The following is a 24078-nucleotide window of genomic DNA, read 5'->3' as shown; positions in this document are numbered from 1 at the left end:
TGTCAGGCGCCGGTGAGGCGCTCGCCGAGGTAGGTTTCGACGTTCTCGAGCGGCACGCGCTCCTGGGCCATCGTGTCGCGGTCACGCACAGTGACGGCGTCATCCTCGAGGGAGTCGAAGTCGACGGTGACGCAGAACGGGGTACCGATCTCGTCCTGTCGGCGGTAACGGCGACCGATCGCGCCTGCATCGTCGAAATCGACAGCCCAGTGCCCGCGCAAGCGATCAGCCAGTCCGCGGGCGAGCGGCGACAGGGCCTCGTTACGCGACAGCGGCAGCACGGCGACCTTGACCGGCGCCAGGCGCGGGTCAAGCTTCAAGACGGTCCGGGTGTCGGTGCCACCCTTCGCGTTGGCAACCTCTTCTTCGCGGTAAGCGTCGACGAGGAACGCCATCATGGCGCGAGTAAGCCCGAACGAGGGCTCGATGACATACGGGGTGTACTTCTCGCCCGAGGCTTGGTCGAAGTAGGTCAGGCTCTGCCCGGATGCCTCGGCATGGCTCTTCAGGTCGTAGTCGGTGCGGTTGGCGACCCCCATGAGCTCGCCCCACTCCTTGCCCGGGAACCCGAAGCGGTACTCGACGTCAATCGTGCCGGCGGAGTAGTGGGCGCGATCCTCCTCGGGCACATCGAAGCGCCGCATGTTCGCTGGGTCGATACCGAGGTCGGTAAACCAGTCCCAGCACGCCTCGACCCAGTGGTCGAACCACTCCGGAGCCTCGGCCGGGGGAGTGAAGTACTCGATCTCCATCTGCTCGAACTCGCGGGTTCGGAAGATGAAGTTGCCGGGGGTGATTTCGTTGCGGAACGCCTTGCCGACCTGACCGATCCCGAAGGGCGGCTTCTTGCGGCTCGCGGTGAGCACGTTCGTGAAGTTCACGAAGATGCCCTGCGCGGTTTCGGGGCGGAGGTAGTACAGGCCCGACTCGTCGTCGACGACCCCGAGGTAGGTCTTGACCAGACCCGAGAACGCGCGGGGTTCGGTGTACTGGCCCTTCGTGCCGCAGTTGGGGCACGGCACGTCGGCCAGCCCGTTCTCGGCGGTGCGACCCTTGCGCGCCTCGAAGTCCTCGATGAGGTTGTCGGCGCGGAACCGCTTGTGGCACTGCAGGCACTCGACGAGGGGGTCGGTGAAGGTCGCGACGTGCCCGGATGCCTCCCACACGCGCTTGGGCAGGATGATCGAGGAATCGAGGCCGACCATGTCGCCGCGCCCGCGGACGAAGGTCTGCCACCACTGACGGCGGATGTTCTCTTTGAGCTCGGTGCCGAGCGGGCCGTAGTCCCATGCGGAGCGGGAGCCCCCGTAGATCTCGCCGGCTTGGAAGACGAACCCGCGGTGGCGGGCAAGGGCGATCACTTTGTCGAGGCGGGACTGCTCGGCCACGGAGGAACTCCTGGGTCGGGGATGCGCTGCGCGCGAGGGTATCGCGGATGCCGCGACATCCGTCGATTCTATCCGTCGCGACTCACTGGCCGCGTGCGGTGTGGGTTCCGAGGACGACGTCGACGAGCCGCTCGGCCTCACCGTCGTCCCGGTTCGAGGGCGCGAAGACGCGTAGGACGATCGCGCCGACCAGAAGCTCGATGATCGAGGAGATGGGTGCTGTCGGCGGCAGTTCGCCATCGGTCACGCCCTTTTCGAGCCGATGCACGAGGTCACCGTCAGCCCCGAGTCGCTCGCGAATGCGCTCGCCGATCGCAGGGTTGGTCGTTCCCGCTGCCAGCAGCGACCGGAGCATCTCGTCATGCCCGGGGTCATCGACGAAGTCCAGGACGATACGCATCCAGCTCGCCAGATCGTCTCGCAGCGTGCCCGAGAAGCTGGGCGCGAAGTGTTCGGGCATCAGGAAGCCCTCGATGAGCGCCTCGGCGACCAGGTCGCTCTTTCCCGGCCACCACCGATAGATCGTCTGCTTGCCGACCCCCGCCTCGGCGGCGATCCCCTCAATGCTCAGGTGCCCGAACCCTCTCTCCAGAAACAGGCGAGCTGTCGCGCGCAGGATCGCCAGGCGCGCCTCTTCGCTGCGCGGGGGGCCACCTCGTCGCCCGGTGGAGATGGGCAGGGCTTCGGTCATGTCGGTCACAGTATCCATCCTCGAGTCAGTGTCCGTCTTCGACTCAGCATGCGAGACGGTACGTATCGTATGCTGTCGGTTGCTCTCCCCCGCGTCCCGCCCGAAAGGTGACCATGGCTGAACTGCTGTACCGGCTCGGCAAGGCTTCTGCCCAGCGCGCGTGGATCGTGATCGTCGCCTGGGTCGCGGTTCTCGGTCTCGCGGGCGGCGCCTTCGCCCTGGGCGCCGGCACGCTGGCCACGAGTTTCGACGTTCCCGGAACCGCATCGGGCGAGGTAACCGACGAGCTCGCCCAGAAGCTCCCCGACTATTCGGGGGCCTCGGGTCAGATCGTGCTGCACACCGAAGATGGCGAGCCTTTCAGCGACGAACAGCGTGCGGAGGTCGCTGACCTTGCTGCAGGCATCCGCGACTTGCCCGACGTCGCCCGGGTCGTCGACCCGTTCGAGGCCGAACAGGAACGAGCCGACCAACAGCAGGAGATCACCGACGGGCGTGCCCAGCTCGAGCAAGGACGCGCGCAGCTCGAGTCCGGACAGGCACAGCTCGACGCCGCCCGAGCCGAGGTCGAGAGCGGACAGGCTCAGCTCCAGGACGCACAGGAGCAACTGGATGCCGCCCGCGCGCAGGCTGAGGCAGGCGGCGCCCCCGCCTCCCAACTCGCGGCCCTCGACCAGCAGCAGGCTCAGCTGGATGCCCAGCGTCAACAGTTGGATGCCGCGAGCCAGCAGCTCGAGGCGCAACAGGCGGAACTCGATGCCTCTCGTGAGGAACTGGCCACCAACGAGACGCAGCTCGAGCTCGGTGCCGACCTGCTCGAGCTCTCAGAGGGCATCGGAGTGGTCTCCAGCGACGGCACTACCGCTCTCCTGAACGTCGCGTTCGATGTACCGCTGCTCGAACTCGACGCCGAAGCGAAGCAAGCGGTGATCGATTACGTCGAGGCGCACCCGATCGACGGAGTCGAGGTCGCTTTCTCGACGACCCTCGCGCAGTCCCTCCCGAACCTGATCGGTATCGGGGAGATCGCCGGTGTCGTCATCGCCGCGATCGTGCTGCTGGTCATGCTCGGCACCGTCATTGCCGCCGCGCTGCCCCTCGTCACGGCGCTGGTAGGAGTGGGGATCGCGGTCTTGGCGGCACTCTCCTTGTCGGGCGTGATCGACATGTCTTCTGTCACGCCGATCCTCGGGGTGATGCTCGGACTTGCCGTGGGCATCGACTACTCGCTGTTCATCATCAACCGTCACCGCAAGCAGCTGCTTGAGGGCGCTGACCTCCGCGAGTCGATTGGCCTGGCCAACGGCACCGCCGGCAACGCCGTGACGTTCGCCGGGTCGACGGTGATCATCGCGCTGCTTGCCCTGAATATCACCGGCATCCCGTTCCTCGGCCTCATGGGAACCGTCGGCGCCTTCGCTGTTCTCGTGGCGGTCCTCATCGCCATCACGCTGACTCCCGCACTCCTGCGGCTCGTCGGGATGCGGGTCCTGGGCCGGCGCGCCCGGGCGCGCGTTGGGACAGTGCACCACGCTGACGATCGAGCTCGCGCGATGCCGACCTGGCGTGCGCTGCTCACGGCAGTCGGCGCAATCGTGGCGCTGCTGGTCATCGCGATTCCTGCCCTGTCGATGCGCGTGGGCCTGCCCGACGGATCGAGTGAGCCGGAGGACTCGTACGCCTATCAGGCATACGAGCTGACCGCGGAAGCGTTCGGATCCGGCGCGAACAGCACGCTGCTGGTGACGGCGGCTCTGCCGGGTGACCTGGATGACACCGCTCAGCTGCAGGCTCAGCTCGACGTGGCGACAGCCCTGTCGGAGGTCGAGAACGTGGTGGCCGTCGCGCCGATCGCGGTATCGGATGACGGCACGCTCGCTGCGTTCCAGGTCATCCCGACCGAAGGGCCCAGCGCAGAGTCGACCGAACAAGTGGTCCGAGACCTTCGAGCCCTGCCTCCCGTTGACGGGGAGTACGAGCTCGGCGTAGCCGGGCAGGCGGCGATCAACATCGACATCTCCGAGAACATCGCCGGAGTCCTCCCGCTCTACATCAGCGTCGTCGTCGGCCTGTCGCTTCTCATCATGATCGTGGTGTTCCGGTCGCTGCTGGTGCCGCTGATCGCTACGGGCGGCTTCATCCTGTCGTTGTTCGCAACCTACGGCGCGACTGTCGCGGTGTTCCAGTGGGGGTGGGGAGCCCCGATCTTCGGCCTCCACAGCACGGGTCCGATCCTGAGCTTCCTGCCGGTGCTGCTGGTCGGCATCCTGTTCGGACTCGCGATGGACTACCAGCTGTTCCTGTCGTCGGGGATGCGGGAGGCCTACGTGCACGGCACGCCTGCGCGCGTCGCCGTCATGCGCGGCCTGCGGGCCGGACGAGCGGTAGTGACAGCGGCGGGGCTCATCATGGTTTCGGTGTTCGGCGGCTTCATCTTCGCCGAATCGACGATGATCCGCTCGATCGGCTTCGGTCTCGCGTTCGGTGTGCTGCTCGATGCCTTCGTCGTACGGATGCTGCTCATGCCTGCCCTCATGCACTTGCTGGGACGCTCCGCCTGGTGGCTGCCGCGCTGGCTCGACCGCATCGTTCCCAATGTCGATGTGGAAGGCGCCAAGCTCGAACGCGCCCACCACGCGCCCTGGGCCGAGGAGGATCAGGCCGAGGATTCCCACGAATCAGAACCCGCTGCGACGCAGGGGGAAGCGCTCACGCGGCGTGAACTGCGCGAACGCGGCGAACTGTAGCCAGCGGCCGGCGAGCGGCCCGGGCGTCTCTATTGCGTGATCGGCGCGACCACGTAGAGCAGCTGCGCCGTGCCGTCTTCCTGCTCGAGCAGAGTGACGCCCACGGTGTAGTCAGAGCCGGTGAACGACCAGATCTTCATCCCCCCGAAGTCGGACTCGGAGTCTGCGGTGTACCGGGCCTTCAGCTGCTCGATGATGCCCTCACCGTCGGCGACGCTCGGCAGTGTGTAGGTGACGGTGTAGCCACCGTCGACCGCGAGCGCAACGAGTGGTGAGCCGGAAGGGAGCGGGATGTCGGAGGGGAAGCCCTCCGGCACACTCGCGCCGTCACCGGTGTCGATGTCGACGCCGGTGGCGCCCTCGATGGCATCTTCGACGGTGTTGTTGATGAGCTGCTCGACCGGGTTCACGCATCCGGTCAGGGCAATGGCTCCGACGCCGAGCATGAGCGCGGCAGCGACGATTCGGGTCTTCATTGGTGTTCCTCCCCTGGGAGCGCGCGCCGACACGAACACCGGCGATGGTCGGCTCCCACCTCTGAGTGTGGCGACTCGCTGTGCGCCCCGCAAGGGGCGGCGATCACACGGATGGTGAGCCGCTCGAAGACCGCGCAACTCCCAGCATCCGAGCAACCTCTCCGCTGCGCTGCGAGAACCCGATGAGGTCCTGCTCGTCGGGATAAGGCTGGAGCACAACAGTGGTTGCACCCGCGGCGAAGAATGCCTCGACCGTCTCGGCGACCATTGCCACGTCGCCGTGCGCGCGCTCGCGCCCCGCCGGCTCGTCGGATGCCGCGGACCCATCGGTGAACCGCGCCGGGAGGTACACCACGACGGGGTAGTCGTCAGCTCTCTCGGCTGCCGCAGTTCGTACCCGGCTCGCCGCAGCACGCAGTCGGCTCGGGCTCCAGCCCGAGGGAATGACCGTTCCGTCGGCGAGGGCCCCAGCTCTGTCGAGTGTCTTGGGTCCTTCTGCCGCGGCGAAGACGGGAACGGCGACGGTCGGCGGCCAGTCCAGGGCCACGTCATCGAGCTGGACGTACCGCCCGTCGATCGTGACCCGTTCCCCGGAAAGCAGCGCTCGCAGTGTCGGCAAGTACTCCGCCATCAGCGTGAGGGGGGATGCGTGCCGCGCGCCGACCTGCGCCATCCAGCTCTGCACCCCGTGGCCGACGCCGCCGATGATGCGCCCCGGAAACAGCCGCGAGAGGGTAGCGAGCTCCATGGCGGTCAGCGCGACGTTGCGAAGCGGCATGGGCAGCACACCGATCGCGACGGTCAGCTCGGTCGTGGCGGCCAGAGCCGCGGCAGCCGAGGCGATACCCGACTCGCGAAAGCAGTCCTCCCACAGCCACAGCTGGGGTACTCCGGCGTCCTCGACCGAGAGAGCCACTTCCCGGAGACGTTCGGGCGGGAAGGCGGGTTCGAACACGACACCGAGTGAGCGCATGCACCCACGCTAGAGCAGGCAGCCGACAAGCCCGGTGGGCCTCAGGAACCGAACCCGCAGTAGTCGGCCACGGCGTTCAGGATCTCGGCGCGCATGTCCGGCGGGGCCGCCAGCTCGATCTGGCCGTTCTCGCCGCCGACTGTCACATCCGTCGTGAAGATCGTGCCGCGCTTGTCTTCCTGCACGGCATGGGCATCGCAGCGGAACGGCTCGAGCACGATGTTCACCTCGCGGCGAGCGGTATCGCCGGCGGGGAGCTCGATCTGCAGCGGTAGCGCGGCGTCCGGTCCGGTGCCGGCGTCGCCGAAACCGAGGAGGTTGGTCGGGCGGATCGCCTCGATCCTCGCGCCACCGGCTCCGGTCGGCAGGACCCCGAGGGTGAGGATGCCGACACCTCCGCCCGCGCCAGGTTCGAAGTGCGTGAACGAGGCAGCCGCCGCGTCGCCGAGCGCGTCGGCGACACACTCGCGCGCGTGCATCGCCGGCAGGAACTCGAGCGCGTCGGGAAGGTCTGCCCGCGCGATCCCCGAGCGCTCATCGAGACGCCACGCGAACTCCACGGTGGACGCCCCGTCATCGGGAACATCGCAGGCCGGCCTCGGGAGCTGGATACGAATGCCGACAGTGCTGCCCGGAGCGATGACACTCGTCCGTTGGAGCACGCGGTCGGCATCCGTCTCGAAACGCGGGTCAGCCACTGAGAGGGCGTCGACACTCAGCGGTGAGTCGGTGCCGTTGGTGATCTCGACCTGGGCCTGATGCAGCGCGACATCCGAGCGCTGCTGCACAAGCCGCACACTCACCCCCTCGGGAAGATCCTCGTTCGGGGCCGCGGAAGCACACGCGGCGATCCCGAGGACCAGCGCAGCACCCAGCATCACGGCGACGAGTCGCCGCTGACCCGAGGTACCGGCGGGGCCGGTCACCGGCGGAGCACCTCGCGGGCAACTGTCATGTCCTCCAGCGCGACAGGGTCGATCTCGATGCCCAGCCCGGGGCCCGTGGGCACCCGAACGTGGCCGTCTTCGAGAACGGCGGGCTCGGTGACGATGTCTCGATCGTAGAACCGCGAGGATGCCGAGATATCGCCCGGCAGCGTGAATCCGGGGAGGGCTGCCAGCGCAGCGTTCGCGGCGCGACCGATCCCCGTCTCGAGCATCCCGCCGCACCACACCGGCACGCCGGCCACTCGGCACAGGTCGTGAATACCCACGGCCTCGAGGTAGCCGCCCACGCGCCCCGCCTTGATGTTGATGACGGATGCCGACCCGAGCGCGAGAGCGTCGGCTGCAGCCTTCGACGACACGATCGACTCGTCCAGACACACCGGTGTGCGCAGGCGCTGGGCGAGCGTCGCATGGTCGACGAGGTCGTCCTCCTGCAGGGGCTGCTCGATCAGGAGCAAGTCGAACCTGTCGAGTTCGGCGAGGGTGTCGGCGTCAGCGAGCGTGTACGCGGAGTTGGCGTCCACCTGCAGCGGGATATCGCCGAAGGCATCCCGAACGGCGGCGGTGTCGGCGATGTCGCGGCCGGGCTTGATCTTGATCTTGATGCGGACGTACCCCTCGTCGAGGTATCCACGGACGGTGTCGACCAGAGCGGCGGGGTCGCGCTGGATGCCGACGCTCACACCCGAGGGCACGCGGTCGCGGATCGCGCCGAGGTACTGTCCGAACGGTCGCCCCTCGGCGCGCAGCGCGGCATCGAGTATCGCGAGTTCGAGCCCCGCTTTCGCCATCCGGTGCCCGACAAAGGGTTCCAAGACGGAGGCGACGTCTTCGGGGGCGAGAGTGTGCCGATCCAACAGCGCGGGGATGAGAAAGCGCAGCGACACGTCCCACGCGCCCTGCGTGTACTCGCTCGAGTACAGCGGAGACTCCTGCGTGACGATCTCACCCCAGCCGTCCCCATCGGCAGTCAGCGCCCGCGCGACGATGACCTCGCGCACCGTCTCGGTGCCGAAGGATGTCGTGAACGGCGAGACGAGCGGTAGGTGCAGCACCCGCAACTCGATTCCCTCGAGCGTCACTGTCGGAGCGGGCTGTGCGATCGGCATGCGGCCAGGCTAATCCTCGTTAGGCCAGATCGTTCAGTCGCGCCATATTGCGGGCCAACCGACCCGGCACCCGCAGTTCGGCGCGACCGAAATGGAGGCCACCATCGTTCAGTCGCGCCATATTGCGGGTCACCCAACCCACACCCCACACGAAGGCGCGACCGAAACCGGCCCGCACGACTCAGGCGTCGACGATGAGATAGCCCCGATGCTCGTCGAACCCACCGATGCGGCGGCCCGCGTTCACGTGGGTGAGCAGGGCGTCGCGGACGCGCCGTCGCTCGATGGCAGCGGCAGCGGGTTCGCGGCGCCGGAGCGACTCGATGTCGCGGGGAATCGCGACGGATGCCCGGACCTCGGCATCCGTGGGGGTGGGAACCGGCGGCGCGGCCAGGGCCCACGACACCATGAGCCGATCCGATTCATCGCCGCGGTTGACCCCGTCATCCATCGCGCCGTAGTGGTCCACGAGGTACTCGGTGACGCGCGCGCCCAGCACGGCCAGGTTGAAGTGGGCGTTGCGCGACACGAGCGGATCGAAGGTCCACGTCACGTGCCCGATGCCGCGGCGCAGCCCCCACTCACGCTGGTGCTGCTTCAGCATCCGTCCGAAACCCTGACCCTGGGCGCTCGGCAGGATGCCGGTGATGTGCGAGTGCATGGATCGGGCTGCGGGTTCGGCGAAGAAGGCGACGGATGCCCCGACCATCCGCTCGTCCGCGAAGAACCCGACCGCGTAGTTGCCCGAATGGGCGAGGGCGCGCAGCAGGTTCGGCGGCATGCCGGTGCGGTCCCCTCCCCACACCTCCGACAGCACCGCGGAGGCTTCGAAAACCTCTGCCACGGTGTCGAGCTCGCGGATGCTGAGCCGGGCCGATTCGGTGTCGCTCATGAGGCCCTCGGTTCGCGGACGACGGGAATCGAGCCGGTCGCGGTGAGTTCGACCCCCGCCGTGATGACGTGTTCGGCGAACAGTCCCGGCCAGGCCATGACCCCGTAGGGCGTGCGGGCAACGATGAGGCGGCTGTTCGGCAGAAGCTCGTTGAGACGTGTCGCGGTGCGAAGCGGATGCGTCGGGTCACCCGTCCACGCCAGGATCAGCGTCGGCACATCGATGCGCGCGAGCTCCTCCTTCGGCGGCAGGTCAGCTGCCGCAGCTCCCCGCAGCACCGTCGGGAGGAGTGTCTCGTCGACCGCGGGAAGCGACTCGGGAGCATCCGCGAGGGCCGGCGGGACGGGCGTGGTGGAACCGAGCTTCACGAAAGCCTCGACACCGTGGCGTTCGATGAGCTCCGCGTTCGTTCGGTAGACCTCGGCCTGCGCGCGGCGGGTACCCCATGCCGTCGGCGGAACCATGAGGGTCAAGCTCGCGAAGCGGACCGGATCCTTGAGTGCGGCGTGCAGCATCGTGCCGGTCCCCATCGATGGCCCCACGCCGTGAACCGCTTCACCGGGAGCGACGGCATCCAGCACCGCCAGGAGGTCGTCGGCGAGGTTGTCCCACCGGTAGTCGAGCGGATCCTCGGTCCCCGTCGAGCCACCGTGGCCGCGCGCGTCGATGCGGAGGATGCGGTGATCCCGAAGGGCCCGGCCGAGGTCAAGACCGAGGTGGCTGTCTCGGCTGCGGCTGGACATCAGACCGTGCAATTGGACGACCAGCGGACCGTCATCACCGGTCACATCGAAGTCGAGTGTGGCGCCTCGAATCCGCAGCGTGCTCACGTGCCCTCCCGGGCGTCCTCTGTGCGAAACGGTTGCCGCCTAGACTACGCGCGATGCGCTTGACGAACGTCGCCCGAATGACGCTGCCCCCAGGCCGAGTCCGCAGCCTCGTGTTTCCCGCCGAGGTTCTGCCCGACACGGAGCCGCTGACGCTGTCATTCGACCAGGGTCGGCACGTCTCCGAAGGAGATCGACCCGGGTCATGGATGGCGATCTCGTTTCGCCTCCGCACACCGGCAGCCCCCGACGAGATCGCTGACGCGTGGGCCACCGTCGTCGACAGGCACGGCACCCTCAGTACCGTGTTCGATCGGGACGATGTCGGAACCGTGCGGGTACGACCGGCGCGACTGGGCGTCGGACGGTGGGTGACGCATCCGGCACCGCCCGAGCGGCTGACACGCGAAGTGCTGCGCGAAGTGCTCGACGACGGATGCCGGCCCTTCGCCACCCCCTCCCACCGGCTGTGCCTTATCGAACCCGGTGGCGGGGCCGACCCGACGATCGTGATCGCCTCCGATCACGCACACGTCGACATGTGGTCGCTTCTCGTACTCGCGCGGGATCTCGCTGAGGTCGTCGACGACGAGCGGGAGGATCGCACGCCGGGTGGGGCGCTGCCTGCACCGCGAGCGTTCGCCGAGCACTCCGCAGAGCTTGCGGCCCGCGCTCCCGCGCCCGAAGCGATCACGACCCGATGGGCGGAGATCCTGGATGCCGAGGGCGGCCAGATGCCGCTGTTCCCCCTGACGTTGGGCGACGTCGCCGCGGCGCGATCGGAGATCGTCGATGTTCGCGACGTCTTCGACGGCTCCGAGTTCGAGGCCTTCTGCGAGCGCGCCGCCGCCGCGGGGGTCCGCGCTATCGCTATCGCGGTATCGGTCATGACGCGCGTGAGCCTCGCGATGGGTGACCAGCCGCTGCGCGCGGTGTTCCCCGTGCACAGCCGGCACGATCCGCAGTGGCACGACTCGGTCGGATGGTTCATCACGAACGCCGTGATCGAGTCATCCGACCCGTCGCCCCGGGCGTGCGCCCGCGCCGTGAAGGAAGCGATCGGCCTTGGGTCGCATCCGCTTGGTCCGATCCTTGCTCCCTACGGCGGCATGCCGGCAACCCCCGGGATGTTCGCGGTCTCGTGGCTGGATACGGGGCGGCTCCCGATCGCGCCGGGCAGGCTCCGCGACATCCAATACGTGTCGGCGGTGGTGCGCACCGACGGCGTCATGATCTGGTTCATCGCGAACGAGACAGGCCTGCACCTGCGCTGCCGCTACCCCGACACCCCGGAGGCCCGCCGAAACGTCGGCGCCTGGCTGGATGCCGTCCACTCCGGACTGCGCGAGACGATCGGCGACTGAGCGGTTCGGGCAGAATCGATCCATGCCCGCCGCACAGCTTCCCGTCGATCACGCCTGCCTCATCGTCCATGGCACGGACTCCCCCGGCATCGTGGCGGCGGTCTCGGCGCTGATCACGCGGCAGGGCGCGAACATCGTGCAATTCGACCAGTACTCCGACAACCCTGCCGGCGGCGCCTACTTCCAGCGCGTCGTCTTCCACCGGCCAGGCCTGCGCGAGGCGCTGCCCGCGATCGAAAACGACCTTGCCACGACCCTGGGCGACGGGTTCGATCTGCAGTGGGCGATCACCGACCAGTCGGTTCCGAAGCGGATGGCGATCCTCGCCTCGAAGCAGGACCACTGTCTGCTCGACCTCCTGTGGCGTCATCGTCGCGGCGATCTGCCGGTGGAGATCCCGGTCGTCATCTCGAACCACACGGATGCCGAGGCTGATGTCACCGGTTTCGGCATCCCCTTCGTGCACGTGCCTTCGGTCGCCGGGCCCGACAAGAGCGCCAGTGAAGCCCGCATCCTCGAGGTGCTGGCTGACGCGGATGCCGACTTCGTGGTTCTCGCCCGCTACATGCAGATCCTGAGCGGCGAGTTCCTCGAGAGCGTGCGGGTGCCCGTGATCAACATTCACCACTCGTTCCTTCCAGCGTTCGTCGGCGCCCAGCCCTACCGCCAGGCGAAGACCCGCGGCGTGAAGCTCATCGGAGCGACCTCGCACTACGTCACCACCGACCTCGACGAGGGGCCGATCATCGAGCAAGACATCGTGCGGGTCACGCACGCCGACACTGCTGCAGACCTCGAACGACGTGGCGCTGACGTGGAACGTGCAGTGCTCTCGCGCGCCGTGCTCTGGCACGCGCAAGATCGCGTCATCCGTCACGGAAACCACACCATCGTCTTCTGACCGCTCGGCCCCACGGGGCACATTGTCGCGACACCGAAGCGCCGGATAGGCTCGCGGAGTCCCCTATCTCGAGGAAGAGGCAGCTCATGGCCATTGCAGTGACAAATCCTGCGACCGGCGAAGTCATCGAAACCTTCGAGCCTCACGATGAGGCCGAGGTCGAGCGCCGCATTGCCGCCGCACAGTCGGCGTTCGTCGCGCTGCGCGATACGACGTTCGCCGAGCGCGCCGGATGGATGCGCAAGGCTGCCGAGCTGCTGGAAGCTGACGTCGACGAGATGGCGCGCACCATCACGATCGAGATGGGGCGTCCCCTCGCCCAGTCGCGAGCCGAGGTGCTCAAGTGCGCTCGCGGATGCCGGTTCTACGCCGACAACGCCGAGGACTTCCTGGCCACAGAGGAGCTTGCCGACCCCTCGTCGGTGAAGGCCTCGGCCGCCGGGACCCGCTGGGCACCGCTGGGCGTCGTGCTTGCGGTCATGCCCTGGAATTACCCGCTGTGGCAGGTGATGCGCTTCGCTGCCCCGGCGCTCATGGCCGGCAACACGGGGCTACTGAAGCACGCCTCTAACGTTCCGCGTTCCGCGCTCTACCTTGACACTCTCTTCGAGCGCGCCGGATTCCCGGTCGGCTCCTTCCACACGCTGCTCATCCCGGCATCCGGAGTCGAGCGGGTCCTCCGCGACTCGCGGGTCGTGGCCGCGACCCTGACCGGTTCGGAGCCCGCCGGTCGCTCGCTCGCTTCCATCGCGGGCAGCGAGGTCAAGCACGTCGTGCTCGAGCTCGGTGGCTCGGATCCGTTCGTCGTGATGCCGACGGCGGACCTCGATGCTGCGGCATCCGTCGCTGTCACCGCCCGAAACCAGAACAACGGGCAGTCGTGTATCGCTGCCAAGCGGTTCATCGTCCACACTGACGTCTACGACGACTTCGTGGGGCGTTTCGTGCAGAAGACGGCGGCTCTGCGCGTGGGCGACCCTCTGGAGGACGGAACCGATGTCGGCCCCGTCGCGACCGAGAGCGGTCGGGATGAGCTTGCCGAACTCGTTGGCGATGCGATCGAGCGCGGCGCACAGGTGCTGACGGGAGGCTCCGTTCCCGACCGCCCGGGCTGGTTCTACCCGCCGACCGTCCTCGCCGGCATCACGCGGGACATGCGCCTGTTCCAGGAGGAGGCGTTCGGCCCCGTGGCTACCGTCTACCGGGTCGACTCTCGCGAGGAGGCCGTCGAGATCGCCAACGCGACGACGTTCGGTCTGTCATCCTCGCTGTGGAGCTCCGACGACGACGAGATCGACTGGTTCATCGACCGCCTCGAAGCGGGTGCCGTCTTCGTCAACGGCATGACAGTCTCGCATCCGGAGCTGCCGTTCGGCGGAATCAAGAACTCGGGCGTTGGCCGCGAGCTTGCCGCAGCAGGCATCCGAGAGTTCATGAATCTGAAGACAGTCTGGCGCGCCTAGCCGCCCGCGTTCGTTTGCCGCAACACGCCGCCCGACGGATGCCGAGCGCACAATTTGCGGCATACGAGAAGCCTGCACTCGATGAAGAGAGCCCGCATGAATCGCCGCGACCACATGGGACCACTCATCCTCCGCGGCGCCATCGTGGCGGCGCTCGCGACAGGCCTGCTCCTCGGCGAGCGCCTGCTCCCGTACTTCACGAGTCAAAGCAGCATCATCGCGCTGGCCTACGTCGTAACGACGCTGGTTGTGACGATCCAGCGACGCACGAGCGCTCCTCCGGCGCCGCGTCTTCGGGGTGCCGTCACATTTTGGCTCCTGACAACGGCGCTGATCTCGCACATCTTGAACAACCGGGGCGAGAGCCCGCTGCCCGGCCTCGTCGTCGCGGACCCAGCGCTCGCGATCGACAACTGGGGGCTCTTCCTGCTGCACTACGTGGCGCCGGGGCTCGTCCTCCTGGACTGGGCACTCTTCGGGCCGCATGGCATCGTCCGCTGGCGCGACACGCTGCTGTGGCTGCTCTACCCGATCGGCTATGGCGTGGTGATGATCGCGCGCGGTGCGCTTCTGCCGGAGATCAACGTGCGCTACCCCTACCCGTTCCTCGATCCGACGCTCAACGGCGTCGACGGAATGCTCCTGGCGCTCTTACGGGTCGTGGTGATGCTCGCGGTGATCTCCCTTGCGGTCGTGGCTCTCGACCGTCTGTCGGGGTTCGTCTCGCGCCGGCTGACGGCACCATCCATCGATCCCGCCGCACCGCCATCTACCGCGAGCGCGCCGAGTGAGGTCACGGACCACTGAGGGTGTTCACCCCGGCTACGTGTGCCCGGTTCGCTTGCCGCAACACGCCGCCCGACGGATGCCGAGCGCACAGTTTGCGGCAAACGAACCGCAGGGGCTCGGCGCATCCGTCAGGGAAGGACGACGATCTTGCCGGGGTCGTGCGAGGACTCGAGCGCCTGGAATGCCGCCACCACGTCGTCCAGCGGGTACGTAGCCACAACCGGGAAGACGATCCTGCCGGCGGCGATGTCTTCGCCGAGGGCCCGCAGGTTCTCCGGCGTGCGGGCCTCCCGCTCGACATTGTGTACGCCCAGTTCGTCGAGGGCCGCGTAGGCGGCGATCGCGACCATCCGGTCGGCGGGAACGCCCAGAGCGACCCCGGCATCGAGCGCGTCGCGGCCGTGGCAATCCATGACGGCCGTGATCTCGCCGAGTTCGCGCACCCTGTCGGCGAGTCCGTCGCCGTACTCGACCGGCTCGACGCCGAGCGATCGCAAGAAGTCGTGGTTGGCGACGGATGCCGACCCGATCACTCGCGCTCCGCGTGCGATCGCGAGCTGCGAGGCCACCAGTCCGACGGCGCCGCTCGCGCCACCGACCAGCACGACATCGTCCTCGTCGACCGGGACGGTTGCCAAACACGACACCGCGGTCAGGCCGGCAACATGCAGCCCACCGGCGACCTCGACCGCAAGCCCCTCGGGCCGCCGTGCGATCTCTGCCGCGTTCGCGACCACCTGATCGGCGATCGCGCCCGCGGCGCGGCCCATGACGGCATCCCCGACAGAGACCGGCGTCCCGTCCGCATAGGCGGCCCCCTCGCCGACCGCGATGACGGTGCCGGCGAAGTCGCCACCGATGCGTCGCGGAAACGGGGCGTCCGAGGGGATGAATCCGCCGCGAGCCTTCGCGTCGTAGGGGTTCAGCCCGGCAGCTTCGACGGCGACCAGCACCTTCCGTGCGCCCGGCGAAGGGTCTTCGACCTCGGTCACGAACAGGACCTCGGGTCCTCCGACTTCGTTGTACATCGCTGCGCGGGTCATACCTCGAGCGTAGCGAGGCGGGCGCCGATGCGGACCGAGCAGGGCGATATGAATCCGCAGGGAAAACTCGACGGCTGCGTGGTCGATCGGCACATGCCAAGCTGTCGCCATGGCGAACTCGCCCACCGGTGACTCGATGACAGAGCGCATCGTGCGCGTCCTGGAGACCTTCACGTCCGAACGGACCGTGCAGTCGGCATCCGAGATCGGTCGACGGTCGGGGCTCCCGTCCTCCAGCGCCCACCGCATCGTGGATGACCTCGTTTCGGCCGGCCTGCTCGATCGGGACGAGGATGCGCAGATCCGCCTGGGCATGCGCCTGTGGGAACTCGCCCTGCGCGGATCCTCGGCACTACGCCTGCGAACGGCGGCCCTCCCTCACATGGAGGCGGTGCAAACGACGATCCGCGAGCACACGCAGCTCGCCGTACGCGAGAAGGATGAAGCGCTGTTCATCGAACGTCTCTCGCATCCGGATGCCGGTGCCAACATCACCCGCATCGCTGGTCGGCTTCCGCTGCACGCCTCGTCGTCGGGCCTCGTCCTGCTCGCCTACGCGCCGGCGGCGGTGCGCGCGAGCGTTCTGGGCGGCCCGTTGCGCGCCGTATCAGGCGAGACCATCACCGACCCGCGGACACTCGAGCGCGTGATTGCGGGGATCCGACGCGACGGTGTGGCTATCGCGCCCGGATCGATTCAGTCAGTGTCCACGGGTGTGGCGGTTCCGCTTCGCCACGAAGGCGAAGTCGTGGCCGCGTTATCCGTCGTGCTTCCCCGGGATGCCGACCCGACGCCGGCAGTCGCCGCGCTGCGGGATGCAGTCGCAGCGATCGAGAGCGATCTTCGACGCCAGCGACTCTGACCGCGATCTGGTCCCGTTCAATGGGAAAGTGCCGGTTCGAACCGGTCTGATGTTGCAGACTCGGCGAAGACCCGCATCCGTCGAAGGAGACGCCATGTCCACCGTCCGCACTCAGGTTGCCATTGTCGGCGCCGGCCCCGCCGGGCTGCTGCTGTCACACCTTCTTGCCGCCCGAGGCATCGACTCGATCGTGCTCGATCAGCGCACCCGCGAGGAGATCGAGAAGACGATCCGCGCCGGCATCCTGGAATACCCCACCGTGCAGCTCCTCGACGAGACCGGCGCCTCCCCGCGCGTGAAGTCTGTCGGAAACCGCCACGACGGCATCGAGCTTCGGTTCCAGGGCGAGGGGCATCGGATCGACTTCCCCGCGCTCACGGGTCGCAGTGTCTGGCTCTTCCCGCAGCACGAGGTGCTCATCGACCTGATCGCGGTACGCCTGGCTGCCGGGCAGGATCTTCGGTTCGGTGTCACCGTCGACCGTGTCGAAGACATCGAGACCGATCGACCCCGCGTGTTCGCGACGAACCCTGACGGCTCGCCGCTGGAGATTGAGGCCGACTTCATCGTGGGCGGTGACGGCTCCCGCAGCCTGGTCCGCGCCGCCGTCACCGGATCGTCGACCGGCGGATACTTCCGCGAGTATCCGTTCGCCTGGTTCGGCATCCTGTGCGAAGCGCCACCAAGCTCGGAAGAGCTGATCTACAGCAACTCCCCGAGCGGCTTCGCTCTCATCAGCCAGCGCAGCGCCACCGTGCAGCGGATGTACTTCCAGTGCGATCCGGAGACCGATCCGAACGCGATGAGCGAGGCCGAGATCTGGGAGACCCTGCAATCGTGCGTTCCCGGCACGACGCTGCAGGAGGGGCCCATCTTCCAGCGGGACGTGCTGCGGTTCCGCAGCTTCGTCGCTTACGAACTGCGGCGCGGACGCGCGGCCCTTGTCGGGGATGCCGCCCACACCGTTCCGCCGACGGGAGCCAAGGGCATGAACCTCGCCGTCGCCGACGTCGTACTGCTCGACCGGGCACTCGGAGCGCTGCTCAACGACGGCGACGAGCGCCTGCTGGATTCTTACGCCGAGACGGCCCTGCAGCGCATCTGGAAGGCTCAGCACTTCTCCTGGTGGATGACGAGCATGCTGCACCTGACTCCCGAGGCATCCGACTTCGATCGCCGCCGCCAGATCGGCGAACTGCGTTCGGTCGTCGAGTCCGAAGCAGGCCAGACCTACCTCGCGGAGGCCTACACGGGCTGGCAGTTCGCGTAAGGAGCCGGGCGCCACTCAGCGGTCGGGAGTAACCTCGACCGCTCCCGCCATCACGCGCAGCGCGTGCGCGAGCGCCTCGCGCTCGGAGCCGTCGAGAGCACCGAACATCTCGCTCTCGACCTCGCGCGCAAGCTCCTGGGCCCGGGCGAGCAGGTCCCGGCCAGCCGGCGTCGCTACGACGACGTTGGCGCGCCGGTCATTGGGGTCGGGCTCGCGCTCGACGAGCCCGCGAGACTGGAGCTCGTCGATGAGAGCGACGATCTGACTCGGATCGAGCCGCAGAAACTCCGAGAGCTCGCGCTGGGAGGGACGGGCGTTGTTGGCGGCAATGGCCAGCACCGAGTACGCGCGAACCCGCAGATCGACAGCCTGAAGCGCCGCATTCACCCGCGAAACCGACACCGCATTAGCGCGAGCCAGCAGAAATGCCAGGTCGTCCACAACCGGTGTGCGCCACAATCTCTCCGAGCGGGCAAGGGGCTCTGCCGCTCGTGCCTGATCGTTTGCGGTGGACACCCGGCGATTGTAGCAATTCGCTGCCGAACACAATCGTTGAACTTGACAATCATTTGAGGACGCAGCCACAATCCTCACCATGAGCAGCGTCGCCGTACCCCGCACGATCTTCGACGAGTCTCACGCCGACTTCCGAGACACCGTTCGCCGGTTCGTCCAGCGCGAGGTGTCGCCCCACCTGGATGCCTGGACAGAAGCCGGACGCGTCGATCGGACCCTCTTCGCGAAGGCTGGCGAGACCGGACTGCTCGGAATCTCGGCCCCGGCTAGCAACGGAGGCGGGGACGTCGACGATTTCCGCTACAACGCGATCATGATCGAGGAGCTCGCTACCGCCGGCGCGACAGCGGTGTCGATGTCGCTGTGCGGCATCAATGACCTCATCGCGCCCTACCTCATCGCCTTCGGCTCCGACGAGCAGAACGACAGGTGGCTCACTCCCCTGGTGGCTGGCGAGAAGATCGGCGCTATCGCGATGACAGAGCCCGGAACCGGCTCAGACCTGGCATCCATCGCGACTACCGCACGACCCGACGGTGACGACTTCGTGCTCAACGGAGCGAAGACCTTCATCTCCAACGGTCTCCTCGCCGATTTCGTGATCGTCGTCGCTCGAACGGATGCCGACGCCGGTCGAGACGGATTCAGCCTCCTCGTCGTTGAGGACGGGATGCCCGGGTTCACCCGCAGCGGCCCCCTGAAGAAGATCGGCCTGGGCGCACAGGATACGGCTCTCGGCGCATCGTGATCCACCGAGTCTCGGTTAAGGCATCGATGTTGGCCTGGGCACCTCCGTGGCGTGAGCCCGTGCCGGATGCTCCGGTTCCGCCGAAGGGCGTGTTGGCCTCGTCGTTCACGGTCTGATCGTTGATGTGCACGATCCCGGTCGGGATCTGCTGTGCGAGGTCCCACCCCGCGAGCGCGTCCTTGGTGACGATGCCGAGGGACAGGCCGTAGTCGGTCGCCGACGCGAGCGCCACGGCCTCCTCGTCGGTCGAGAACTTCACCACCGACGCGACGGGTCCGAAGACTTCTTCGCAGTAGGCGGGCGCTTCTGCGGGCGTGTTCGCGAGCACTGTCGGTCGGTAGAACAGGTCCTCGTAGGTGCCGCCCGCGCGCAGCTCGGCGCCGCTTGCGACGGCATCCATCACCAGGGCGTGTACCCGATCGCGCTGTACCTCATCGATCGCCATCGCGATGTACATCGCGACAGCGGCGTGACCCTTGCTGAGGACGAACCGATCGCGGGTCGGATTGGCGAGGTTGGTGGGGTCGACATTAAGTCCGTACTCGAACAGCACGGTGAAGATGTCGGCAGAGGACAGATCACCGCCGATGTGCACTGCTCCCTCGTACGTACCGCACAGGTTCAGGAGCTTCTGACGAAGCTCGAAAGCGAGATCCTCGAGTTCCTCGACGCTCCGACGCTCCTGCGCTACAGGGGACGTTCGACCCATCACATGCCTCCTCATCGATGACAGGAGAGCGACGGACCGCGGGGGTCATCATCGACTCTCGTTCGGGTGGCCACCGGCTCAGCCGGGGCGACGCAGTGACGCTAACACAAACTCATTTACAAGTAAACAGGAATGCACCTAAACTCGTTGAAGCGTCATCCTGGTGATTGGGTGCACGGCATGGTCGGACGTCTCCCGCGGCATCCGAATTGTCCGAAGACGGTTACCAACGCCACGACGGCGCTGCACAATGGACTCGCGCCGCCCGGCGCGGGGAGGGTGCTACGGCATCCGAAATCAGGAAGACAACACACAGAGAGGTGCAGGATGTCTGACACGTTGACGCAGGCTGGTGTACGGACCGGTCTGTTCATCGGGGGAACCGAACGGTTCACCGACGAGACGCTGAAGATCGCGGACCCGGGAAAGCCGGGCGCGGTTGTCGGCGAGGCCGCGTCCGCTTCGACGCAGGACGTCGCCGACGCGGTTGCTGCCGCGAAAGAGGCTTTTCCGGCGTGGGCGGCTCTGGGCGCGAAAGAGCGCGCACGCCTGATGGCCGAGGCGATCGCCGGTATCGCGGATGACCGTGACGAGGACGCGGCGATCCTCTCGCAAGAGAACGGCAAGGTCCGCTTCGAGGCGTGGGTCGACGCACTCGTGTTCGAGATCCGCTGGAACCTTGCTCTCATGCTCGCCGACGAGGTCGACACCGACCACACCCTCCCCGCGGTGCCCGGCGCGATCCCCGTCGACACGAAGGTGTCGTACCAGCCGCTGGGTGTGACCACGATCATCGTCCCGTTCAACTGGCCGATCGCGATCCTGGGCGCAGCCCTTCCGCACGCGCTGCTGGCCGGGAACACGGCGATCGTCAAGCCGCCGCTGACCGCGCCGCTTGCCACCGCCAAGCTCGTGCAGCGCGTAGCAGAGAAGCTCCCGCCCGGGGTGCTGAACATCGTCACCGGCAAGGACGAGAACATGTCGGGCCTGATTCAGAACACCGACATCGCAAAGGTTTGCTTCACCGGATCGGTGAACGGCGGCAAGCGGATGATGGAGATGGCCTCGAAGACGCTCACTCGGGTCACCCTGGAACTGGGCGGCAACGACGCGGCGATCTTCCTCGAAGACGCTGTCATCGACGACACCCACCTTGACCGCCTGTACGCCGCGATCTACGACACCACCGGCCAGATCTGCATGAACGCCAAGCGCGTCTACGTGCACCGCTCGCGCCTCGACGAGGTCGTGAACGGTCTGTCCGACCGCCTGAGCAAGGCAGTCATCGGGTACGGCCTCGATGAGGGGACCACGATGGGCCCGCTCCACTCGTCGGCGCAGAAAGCGTTCGTGGAGGAACTCATCCAGGAGGCCAAGGATGCCGGCGCCGACGTGCGCGAGTTCGGCGAGCTGCCCGGTGGGGAGCTCGCGGGCGGCAACTTCATGCGCCCGGCGATCGTGGTAGACCCCGACCCGAACCTGCGCGTTGTCACCATGGAGCAGTTCGGCCCCGTCATCCCGATCATCCCCTTCGACTCCGAAGAAGACGCCATCCGCCTGGCCAACGACACCTGGGCAGGCCTGTGCGGGTCGGTGTGGACGGGAAGCCCCGAAGCTGCTCAGCGGGTGGGAGGCGCGCTCGAGTGCGGATACGTCTGGGTCAACGACCACGGCGCCACCCGCCTCGACCTGCGTGCTCCGTTCGGCGGCATGAAGCAGTCCGGCATCGGTCGCGAGCAGGGTATCGAAGGCATCCGTGCGTTCCAGGACACCCGCTCGATCGCAACCATCGACCCCGAAGCCCTCGCGGCGATGGCGCACTAAGAAGCACCTCACACGATCGGGGTCGGGCAGATTCCTCGCGCGACCCCGATCGTCTACTACTGTCACTCCCAACCCGACCAGACTCAGATCCCGACGCGCGAAGGACCACATGGACCGGCTCGATCAACGCATCCAGTGGGAACCACTTCAGAACACCGTCGACCCCGATAACTTCACGCCGCGCCTGCTCGCGCTGCTGTCCAATGCTCTGGTGTGGCGAGAATCGAACGAGCTGAGACGCCGTTTCGGCCTCGGCACCAACGACTGGCGCGTGATCTCGGTCCTGGCGCTCAACCCGGGATTCTCCGCGACAGAGGTCTCCGAGTTCATCGGCGTCAACAAGGCAGTGGTCTCCAAGAGCGTCAACACGCTCGTGGGCCGTGACCTGATCGTGCTGCTGGACGGCCCGCGAGGATCCCGGCCGATGTATCTGACGACCGAGGGCGTCCAGATGCACGACGACATGCTGCCGATCTCGATGAGGGGCCAGGACATCATCCTCGCCCACCTCTCACCCGACGAGATCACGAGCCTCAATGCTCTGCTGCAGCGGATGCTCGTCGACGCGCGCGAGCTGCAGATCCTCGAGAACGAGACCGCCGCGAGCCGAGCGCGCTGAGCGGCGCCTTCCCGAGGAGGGGATATCCGACCGGGCGTCGGGTATCCCCTCCTCGCTTTCGTACCTCTAGACATTGCCTATGCCCATAGGTAAAATTGCTGCAGACTGCAACGACGCACTCCTGGCAGCGGAAAGGACCACTCGCCATGGCACACGCCACACCGACGACCGAGTCGGCCAAACGTCTCGTCGAGGGCTACTCCCTCGAGATCACCGGAAAAGAGAAGGACGTCGTCGGTCTCACCGAGGCCGCCTCGCTCATCCCGGCCGGGACGAAGGTCAACGTGACCTTCCTCGGGAACGAAGACCTGCCGATGCGGGTAGCTGCAGCCAAGGCCGTCAAAGAGCTCGGGTTCGTCCCCGTCCCGCACATCTCTGCGCGCCGCATCGCATCCCAGGCGCAGCTCGAGGAATTCCTCAGCGCACTTGCCGAGATCGGCGCCACCGAGCACGTGTTCGCGGTCGGCGGCGACCCCGCGACGCCGGAGGGCCCCTACCCCGACGCGCTGACGATGATCCGTTCGGGAGTCCTGCAGCAGTACGGCGTCAAGGAGGTGTCGATCGCCGGCTACCCCGAGGGCCACCCCGACATCGCCACCGACGTCCTGTGGCAGCACCTCGAAGACAAATCTGCCGCCCTGAAGGATGCCGGCCTGGATGCCGTGATCCTCACCCAGTTCAGCTTCGACACCGACCCGGTGATGGCGTGGATCAAGGGTGTTCGCGACCGCGGCATCGACACCCAGATCCGCCTCGGCACGCCCGGCCCCGCCGGCATCAAGCGCCTCATCTCGTTCGCGTCGCGCTTCGGCGTGGGAGCCAACGCGATGATCGTGAAAAAGTACGGGTTCTCCCTCACGAACCTGATGGGTTCCGCGGGACCTGACAAGTTCGTTTCCGATCTCGCCGCGCTGTTCGACGCTGACCCTTCGGTGGGCGCTGTGAAGCTGCACATGTACACGTTCGGCGGTCTCGAGGCCACGGCGACGTGGGCCCGCGACTTCATCGCGAAGTGAGCGGGGAGGACTTGACGCCATGACGGTACACAACGAAGCACTGCGCGATCACGCCTGCCTGATCGTCCACGGCCCTGACCAGCCCGGCCTGGTCGCGGCGGTCACCGGCCTGATCACGCGCCACAAGGCGAACATCGTGAGTCTTGATCAGTACTCCGACAACCCCGAAGGCGGCGCCTTCTTCCAGCGCGTCGTCTTCCACCGACCGGACTTGACGGCGGCGTTCGAAGAGATCGAAAGCGACATCGCCGAGACGCTCGAGCCGTACGGGATGACCTGGCGACTCACCGACCAGTCGATTCCCAAACGCATGGCAGTGCTCGCCTCAACCTCGGACCACTGTCTTCTCGATCTGCTGTGGCGTCACCGCCGCGGCGAGCTCCCCGTATCGATCCCGATGGTGATCTCCAATCACACCAACATGGCCGAGGACGTCCGAAGCTTCGGCATCCCGTTCTTCCACGTGCCCTCCCAGGGGCCGGACAAGTCGGCTGCCGAAGCCGAGATCGTGAAGCTGCTCGCGGGCAACGTCGACTTCGTCGTCCTCGCGCGGTACATGCAGATCCTCTCCGAGGACTTCATCGACGACGTCGCAGTCCCGGTCATCAACATCCACCACTCGTTCCTTCCCGCCTTCATCGGCGCTGGTCCCTACCGCAAGGCGAAGGAACGCGGCGTGAAGCTGATCGGCGCAACGAGCCACTACGTGACCAAGGACCTCGACGAAGGACCCATCATCGAGCAGGACGTCGTACGGGTCACCCACGCCGACTCCGCCGCCGACCTGCAACGCCGCGGCGCCGACGTCGAACGGGCAGTCCTCTCGCGCGCCGTGCTGTGGCACGCACAAGACCGCGTCATCCGACACGGCAACCACACCGTCGTCTTCTGACCCTGACCATCA

General features: G+C 67.1%; 23 protein-coding genes. 12 read left to right on the top strand and 11 right to left on the bottom strand.

The annotated features are described in order from the left end of the window. Window positions 1-2: 2 nt before the first annotated feature. Together LL236_RS08525 and LL236_RS08520 are read right to left on the bottom strand one after the other, a co-directional pair. Window positions 3-1388, bottom strand: a complete 1386-nt coding sequence (locus LL236_RS08525) for a glycine--tRNA ligase (protein ID WP_228178323.1) — start codon at window positions 1386-1388, stop codon at window positions 3-5. Window positions 1389-1470: 82 nt separating this feature from the next. Next, window positions 1471-2079, bottom strand: coding sequence for a TetR/AcrR family transcriptional regulator (locus LL236_RS08520; protein WP_228178457.1), 609 nt, complete (start codon window positions 2077-2079; stop codon window positions 1471-1473). Window positions 2080-2192: 113 nt separating this feature from the next. Here LL236_RS08520 and LL236_RS08515 point away from each other — a divergent pair, with 113 nt between their 5' ends. Beyond that, on the top strand, window positions 2193-4826 hold the full coding sequence (locus tag LL236_RS08515) for an MMPL family transporter (RefSeq protein WP_228178322.1): 2634 nt from the start codon (window positions 2193-2195) through the stop codon (window positions 4824-4826). A 29-nt stretch (window positions 4827-4855) separates the two neighbouring features. Here the strand turns inward: LL236_RS08515 and LL236_RS08510 are convergent, their stop codons facing one another. From LL236_RS08510 to LL236_RS08485, 6 genes are all read right to left on the bottom strand, one after another. After that, window positions 4856-5302, bottom strand: a complete 447-nt coding sequence (locus LL236_RS08510) for a hypothetical protein (RefSeq protein ID WP_228178321.1) — start codon at window positions 5300-5302, stop codon at window positions 4856-4858. Between the two features lie 103 nt (window positions 5303-5405). Next, window positions 5406-6275 carry an LLM class flavin-dependent oxidoreductase gene (locus tag LL236_RS08505; RefSeq protein ID WP_228178320.1) on the bottom strand — a complete coding sequence of 290 codons (870 nt, stop codon included), beginning with the start codon at window positions 6273-6275 and terminating at the stop codon, window positions 5406-5408. Between the two features lie 41 nt (window positions 6276-6316). After that, window positions 6317-7201 carry a hypothetical protein gene (locus tag LL236_RS08500; protein ID WP_228178319.1) on the bottom strand — a complete coding sequence of 295 codons (885 nt, stop codon included), beginning with the start codon at window positions 7199-7201 and terminating at the stop codon, window positions 6317-6319. Beyond that, window positions 7198-8331, bottom strand: a complete 1134-nt coding sequence (gene menC, locus LL236_RS08495) for an o-succinylbenzoate synthase (protein ID WP_228178316.1) — start codon at window positions 8329-8331, stop codon at window positions 7198-7200. The genes LL236_RS08500 and menC overlap by 4 nt, the downstream gene beginning before the upstream one ends. A gap of 181 nt (window positions 8332-8512) precedes the next feature. Continuing rightward, window positions 8513-9223, bottom strand: coding sequence for a GNAT family N-acetyltransferase (locus tag LL236_RS08490; protein WP_228178314.1), 711 nt, complete (start codon window positions 9221-9223; stop codon window positions 8513-8515). Next, the gene (locus LL236_RS08485; RefSeq protein WP_228178313.1) at window positions 9220-10053 is read right to left on the bottom strand and encodes an alpha/beta fold hydrolase; all 834 of its coding nucleotides are present in this window, start codon (window positions 10051-10053) and stop codon (window positions 9220-9222) included. Before LL236_RS08485 ends, LL236_RS08490 begins: the two co-directional genes overlap by 4 nt. A gap of 53 nt (window positions 10054-10106) precedes the next feature. On the opposite strand from LL236_RS08485, the gene LL236_RS08480 reads away from it, so the two are divergent. From LL236_RS08480 to LL236_RS08465, 4 genes are all read left to right on the top strand, one after another. After that, window positions 10107-11414 carry a peptide synthetase gene (locus LL236_RS08480; protein ID WP_228178312.1) on the top strand — a complete coding sequence of 436 codons (1308 nt, stop codon included), beginning with the start codon at window positions 10107-10109 and terminating at the stop codon, window positions 11412-11414. 22 nt (window positions 11415-11436) lie between these two features. Beyond that, window positions 11437-12315, top strand: coding sequence for a formyltetrahydrofolate deformylase (gene purU / locus LL236_RS08475; RefSeq protein ID WP_228178311.1), 879 nt, complete (start codon window positions 11437-11439; stop codon window positions 12313-12315). 86 nt (window positions 12316-12401) lie between these two features. Further along, a complete protein-coding gene (locus tag LL236_RS08470; RefSeq protein WP_228178310.1) occupies window positions 12402-13778 on the top strand; it encodes an NADP-dependent succinic semialdehyde dehydrogenase in 1377 nt (458 codons plus the stop codon). A gap of 96 nt (window positions 13779-13874) precedes the next feature. Continuing rightward, window positions 13875-14585, top strand: a complete 711-nt coding sequence (locus tag LL236_RS08465) for a Pr6Pr family membrane protein (protein WP_228178309.1) — start codon at window positions 13875-13877, stop codon at window positions 14583-14585. Window positions 14586-14695: 110 nt separating this feature from the next. Here LL236_RS08465 and LL236_RS08460 read toward each other — a convergent pair whose 3' ends face one another. Continuing rightward, complete coding sequence (locus LL236_RS08460; protein ID WP_228178308.1) at window positions 14696-15610, bottom strand: NADP-dependent oxidoreductase; 915 nt, start codon at window positions 15608-15610, stop codon at window positions 14696-14698. Window positions 15611-15719: 109 nt separating this feature from the next. Here LL236_RS08460 and LL236_RS08455 point away from each other — a divergent pair, with 109 nt between their 5' ends. Further along, window positions 15720-16472: an IclR family transcriptional regulator gene (locus LL236_RS08455; protein WP_228178307.1), complete on the top strand. Its 753-nt coding sequence runs from the start codon at window positions 15720-15722 to the stop codon at window positions 16470-16472. A gap of 94 nt (window positions 16473-16566) precedes the next feature. Continuing rightward, a complete protein-coding gene (locus LL236_RS08450) occupies window positions 16567-17742 on the top strand; it encodes a 4-hydroxybenzoate 3-monooxygenase (protein WP_228178306.1) in 1176 nt (391 codons plus the stop codon). Window positions 17743-17757: 15 nt separating this feature from the next. On the opposite strand, the gene LL236_RS08445 is transcribed toward LL236_RS08450, so the two are convergent. Further along, window positions 17758-18258, bottom strand: a complete 501-nt coding sequence (locus LL236_RS08445) for a MarR family winged helix-turn-helix transcriptional regulator (RefSeq protein WP_228178305.1) — start codon at window positions 18256-18258, stop codon at window positions 17758-17760. Between the two features lie 79 nt (window positions 18259-18337). Here LL236_RS08445 and LL236_RS08440 point away from each other — a divergent pair, with 79 nt between their 5' ends. Further along, window positions 18338-19006, top strand: coding sequence for an acyl-CoA dehydrogenase family protein (locus tag LL236_RS08440; protein ID WP_308017250.1), 669 nt, complete (start codon window positions 18338-18340; stop codon window positions 19004-19006). Here LL236_RS08440 and LL236_RS08435 read toward each other — a convergent pair. Then, window positions 18939-19715, bottom strand: coding sequence for an aldehyde dehydrogenase family protein (locus tag LL236_RS08435; RefSeq protein ID WP_228178304.1), 777 nt, complete (start codon window positions 19713-19715; stop codon window positions 18939-18941). The two genes, LL236_RS08440 and LL236_RS08435, sit on opposite strands and share 68 nt — an antisense overlap. Window positions 19716-20042: 327 nt before the next feature. On the opposite strand from LL236_RS08435, the gene LL236_RS08430 reads away from it, so the two are divergent. The 4 genes from LL236_RS08430 (at window position 20043) to purU (LL236_RS08415) (ending at window position 24066) form a co-directional block, all read left to right on the top strand. Further along, complete coding sequence (locus tag LL236_RS08430; RefSeq protein WP_228178303.1) at window positions 20043-21539, top strand: aldehyde dehydrogenase family protein; 1497 nt, start codon at window positions 20043-20045, stop codon at window positions 21537-21539. A 109-nt stretch (window positions 21540-21648) separates the two neighbouring features. Next, window positions 21649-22158 carry a MarR family winged helix-turn-helix transcriptional regulator gene (locus LL236_RS08425; protein WP_228178302.1) on the top strand — a complete coding sequence of 170 codons (510 nt, stop codon included), beginning with the start codon at window positions 21649-21651 and terminating at the stop codon, window positions 22156-22158. Between the two features lie 146 nt (window positions 22159-22304). Continuing rightward, window positions 22305-23174 carry a methylenetetrahydrofolate reductase gene (locus LL236_RS08420; protein ID WP_228178301.1) on the top strand — a complete coding sequence of 290 codons (870 nt, stop codon included), beginning with the start codon at window positions 22305-22307 and terminating at the stop codon, window positions 23172-23174. A 19-nt stretch (window positions 23175-23193) separates the two neighbouring features. Beyond that, entirely contained in the window at window positions 23194-24066 is an 873-nt protein-coding gene (purU, locus tag LL236_RS08415; RefSeq protein ID WP_228178300.1) for a formyltetrahydrofolate deformylase, read from the top strand. Window positions 24067-24078 lie beyond the last annotated feature (12 nt).

The sequence above is a fragment of the Microbacterium schleiferi genome (assembly GCF_020781975.1).
In the GTDB taxonomy this organism is placed as follows: domain Bacteria; phylum Actinomycetota; class Actinomycetes; order Actinomycetales; family Microbacteriaceae; genus Microbacterium.
The sequence above is the reverse complement of the archived record's forward strand: the minus strand, read 5'-3'. Positions and strand labels throughout refer to the sequence as shown.

What these genes read in the sequence shown, in the direction of transcription:
- LL236_RS08425 (WP_228178302.1), top strand. Translation starts at nt 21,649, where the DNA reads ATGGACCGGCTCGATCAACGCATCCAGTGGGAACCACTTCAGAACACC.
- purU (WP_228178300.1), top strand. Translation starts at nt 23,194, where the DNA reads ATGACGGTACACAACGAAGCACTGCGCGATCACGCCTGCCTGATCGTC.
- LL236_RS08470 (WP_228178310.1), top strand. Translation starts at nt 12,402, where the DNA reads ATGGCCATTGCAGTGACAAATCCTGCGACCGGCGAAGTCATCGAAACC.
- menC (WP_228178316.1), bottom strand. Translation starts at nt 8,331, where the DNA reads ATGCCGATCGCACAGCCCGCTCCGACAGTGACGCTCGAGGGAATCGAG.
- LL236_RS08510 (WP_228178321.1), bottom strand. Translation starts at nt 5,302, where the DNA reads ATGAAGACCCGAATCGTCGCTGCCGCGCTCATGCTCGGCGTCGGAGCC.
- LL236_RS08440 (WP_308017250.1), top strand. Translation starts at nt 18,338, where the DNA reads ATGAGCAGCGTCGCCGTACCCCGCACGATCTTCGACGAGTCTCACGCC.
- LL236_RS08520 (WP_228178457.1), bottom strand. Translation starts at nt 2,079, where the DNA reads ATGACCGAAGCCCTGCCCATCTCCACCGGGCGACGAGGTGGCCCCCCG.
- LL236_RS08460 (WP_228178308.1), bottom strand. Translation starts at nt 15,610, where the DNA reads ATGACCCGCGCAGCGATGTACAACGAAGTCGGAGGACCCGAGGTCCTG.
- LL236_RS08430 (WP_228178303.1), top strand. Translation starts at nt 20,043, where the DNA reads ATGTCTGACACGTTGACGCAGGCTGGTGTACGGACCGGTCTGTTCATC.
- LL236_RS08505 (WP_228178320.1), bottom strand. Translation starts at nt 6,275, where the DNA reads ATGCGCTCACTCGGTGTCGTGTTCGAACCCGCCTTCCCGCCCGAACGT.
- LL236_RS08435 (WP_228178304.1), bottom strand. Translation starts at nt 19,715, where the DNA reads ATGGGTCGAACGTCCCCTGTAGCGCAGGAGCGTCGGAGCGTCGAGGAA.
- LL236_RS08480 (WP_228178312.1), top strand. Translation starts at nt 10,107, where the DNA reads ATGCGCTTGACGAACGTCGCCCGAATGACGCTGCCCCCAGGCCGAGTC.
- LL236_RS08465 (WP_228178309.1), top strand. Translation starts at nt 13,875, where the DNA reads ATGAATCGCCGCGACCACATGGGACCACTCATCCTCCGCGGCGCCATC.
- LL236_RS08420 (WP_228178301.1), top strand. Translation starts at nt 22,305, where the DNA reads ATGGCACACGCCACACCGACGACCGAGTCGGCCAAACGTCTCGTCGAG.
- LL236_RS08490 (WP_228178314.1), bottom strand. Translation starts at nt 9,223, where the DNA reads ATGAGCGACACCGAATCGGCCCGGCTCAGCATCCGCGAGCTCGACACC.
- purU (WP_228178311.1), top strand. Translation starts at nt 11,437, where the DNA reads ATGCCCGCCGCACAGCTTCCCGTCGATCACGCCTGCCTCATCGTCCAT.
- LL236_RS08455 (WP_228178307.1), top strand. Translation starts at nt 15,720, where the DNA reads ATGGCGAACTCGCCCACCGGTGACTCGATGACAGAGCGCATCGTGCGC.
- LL236_RS08450 (WP_228178306.1), top strand. Translation starts at nt 16,567, where the DNA reads ATGTCCACCGTCCGCACTCAGGTTGCCATTGTCGGCGCCGGCCCCGCC.
- LL236_RS08515 (WP_228178322.1), top strand. Translation starts at nt 2,193, where the DNA reads ATGGCTGAACTGCTGTACCGGCTCGGCAAGGCTTCTGCCCAGCGCGCG.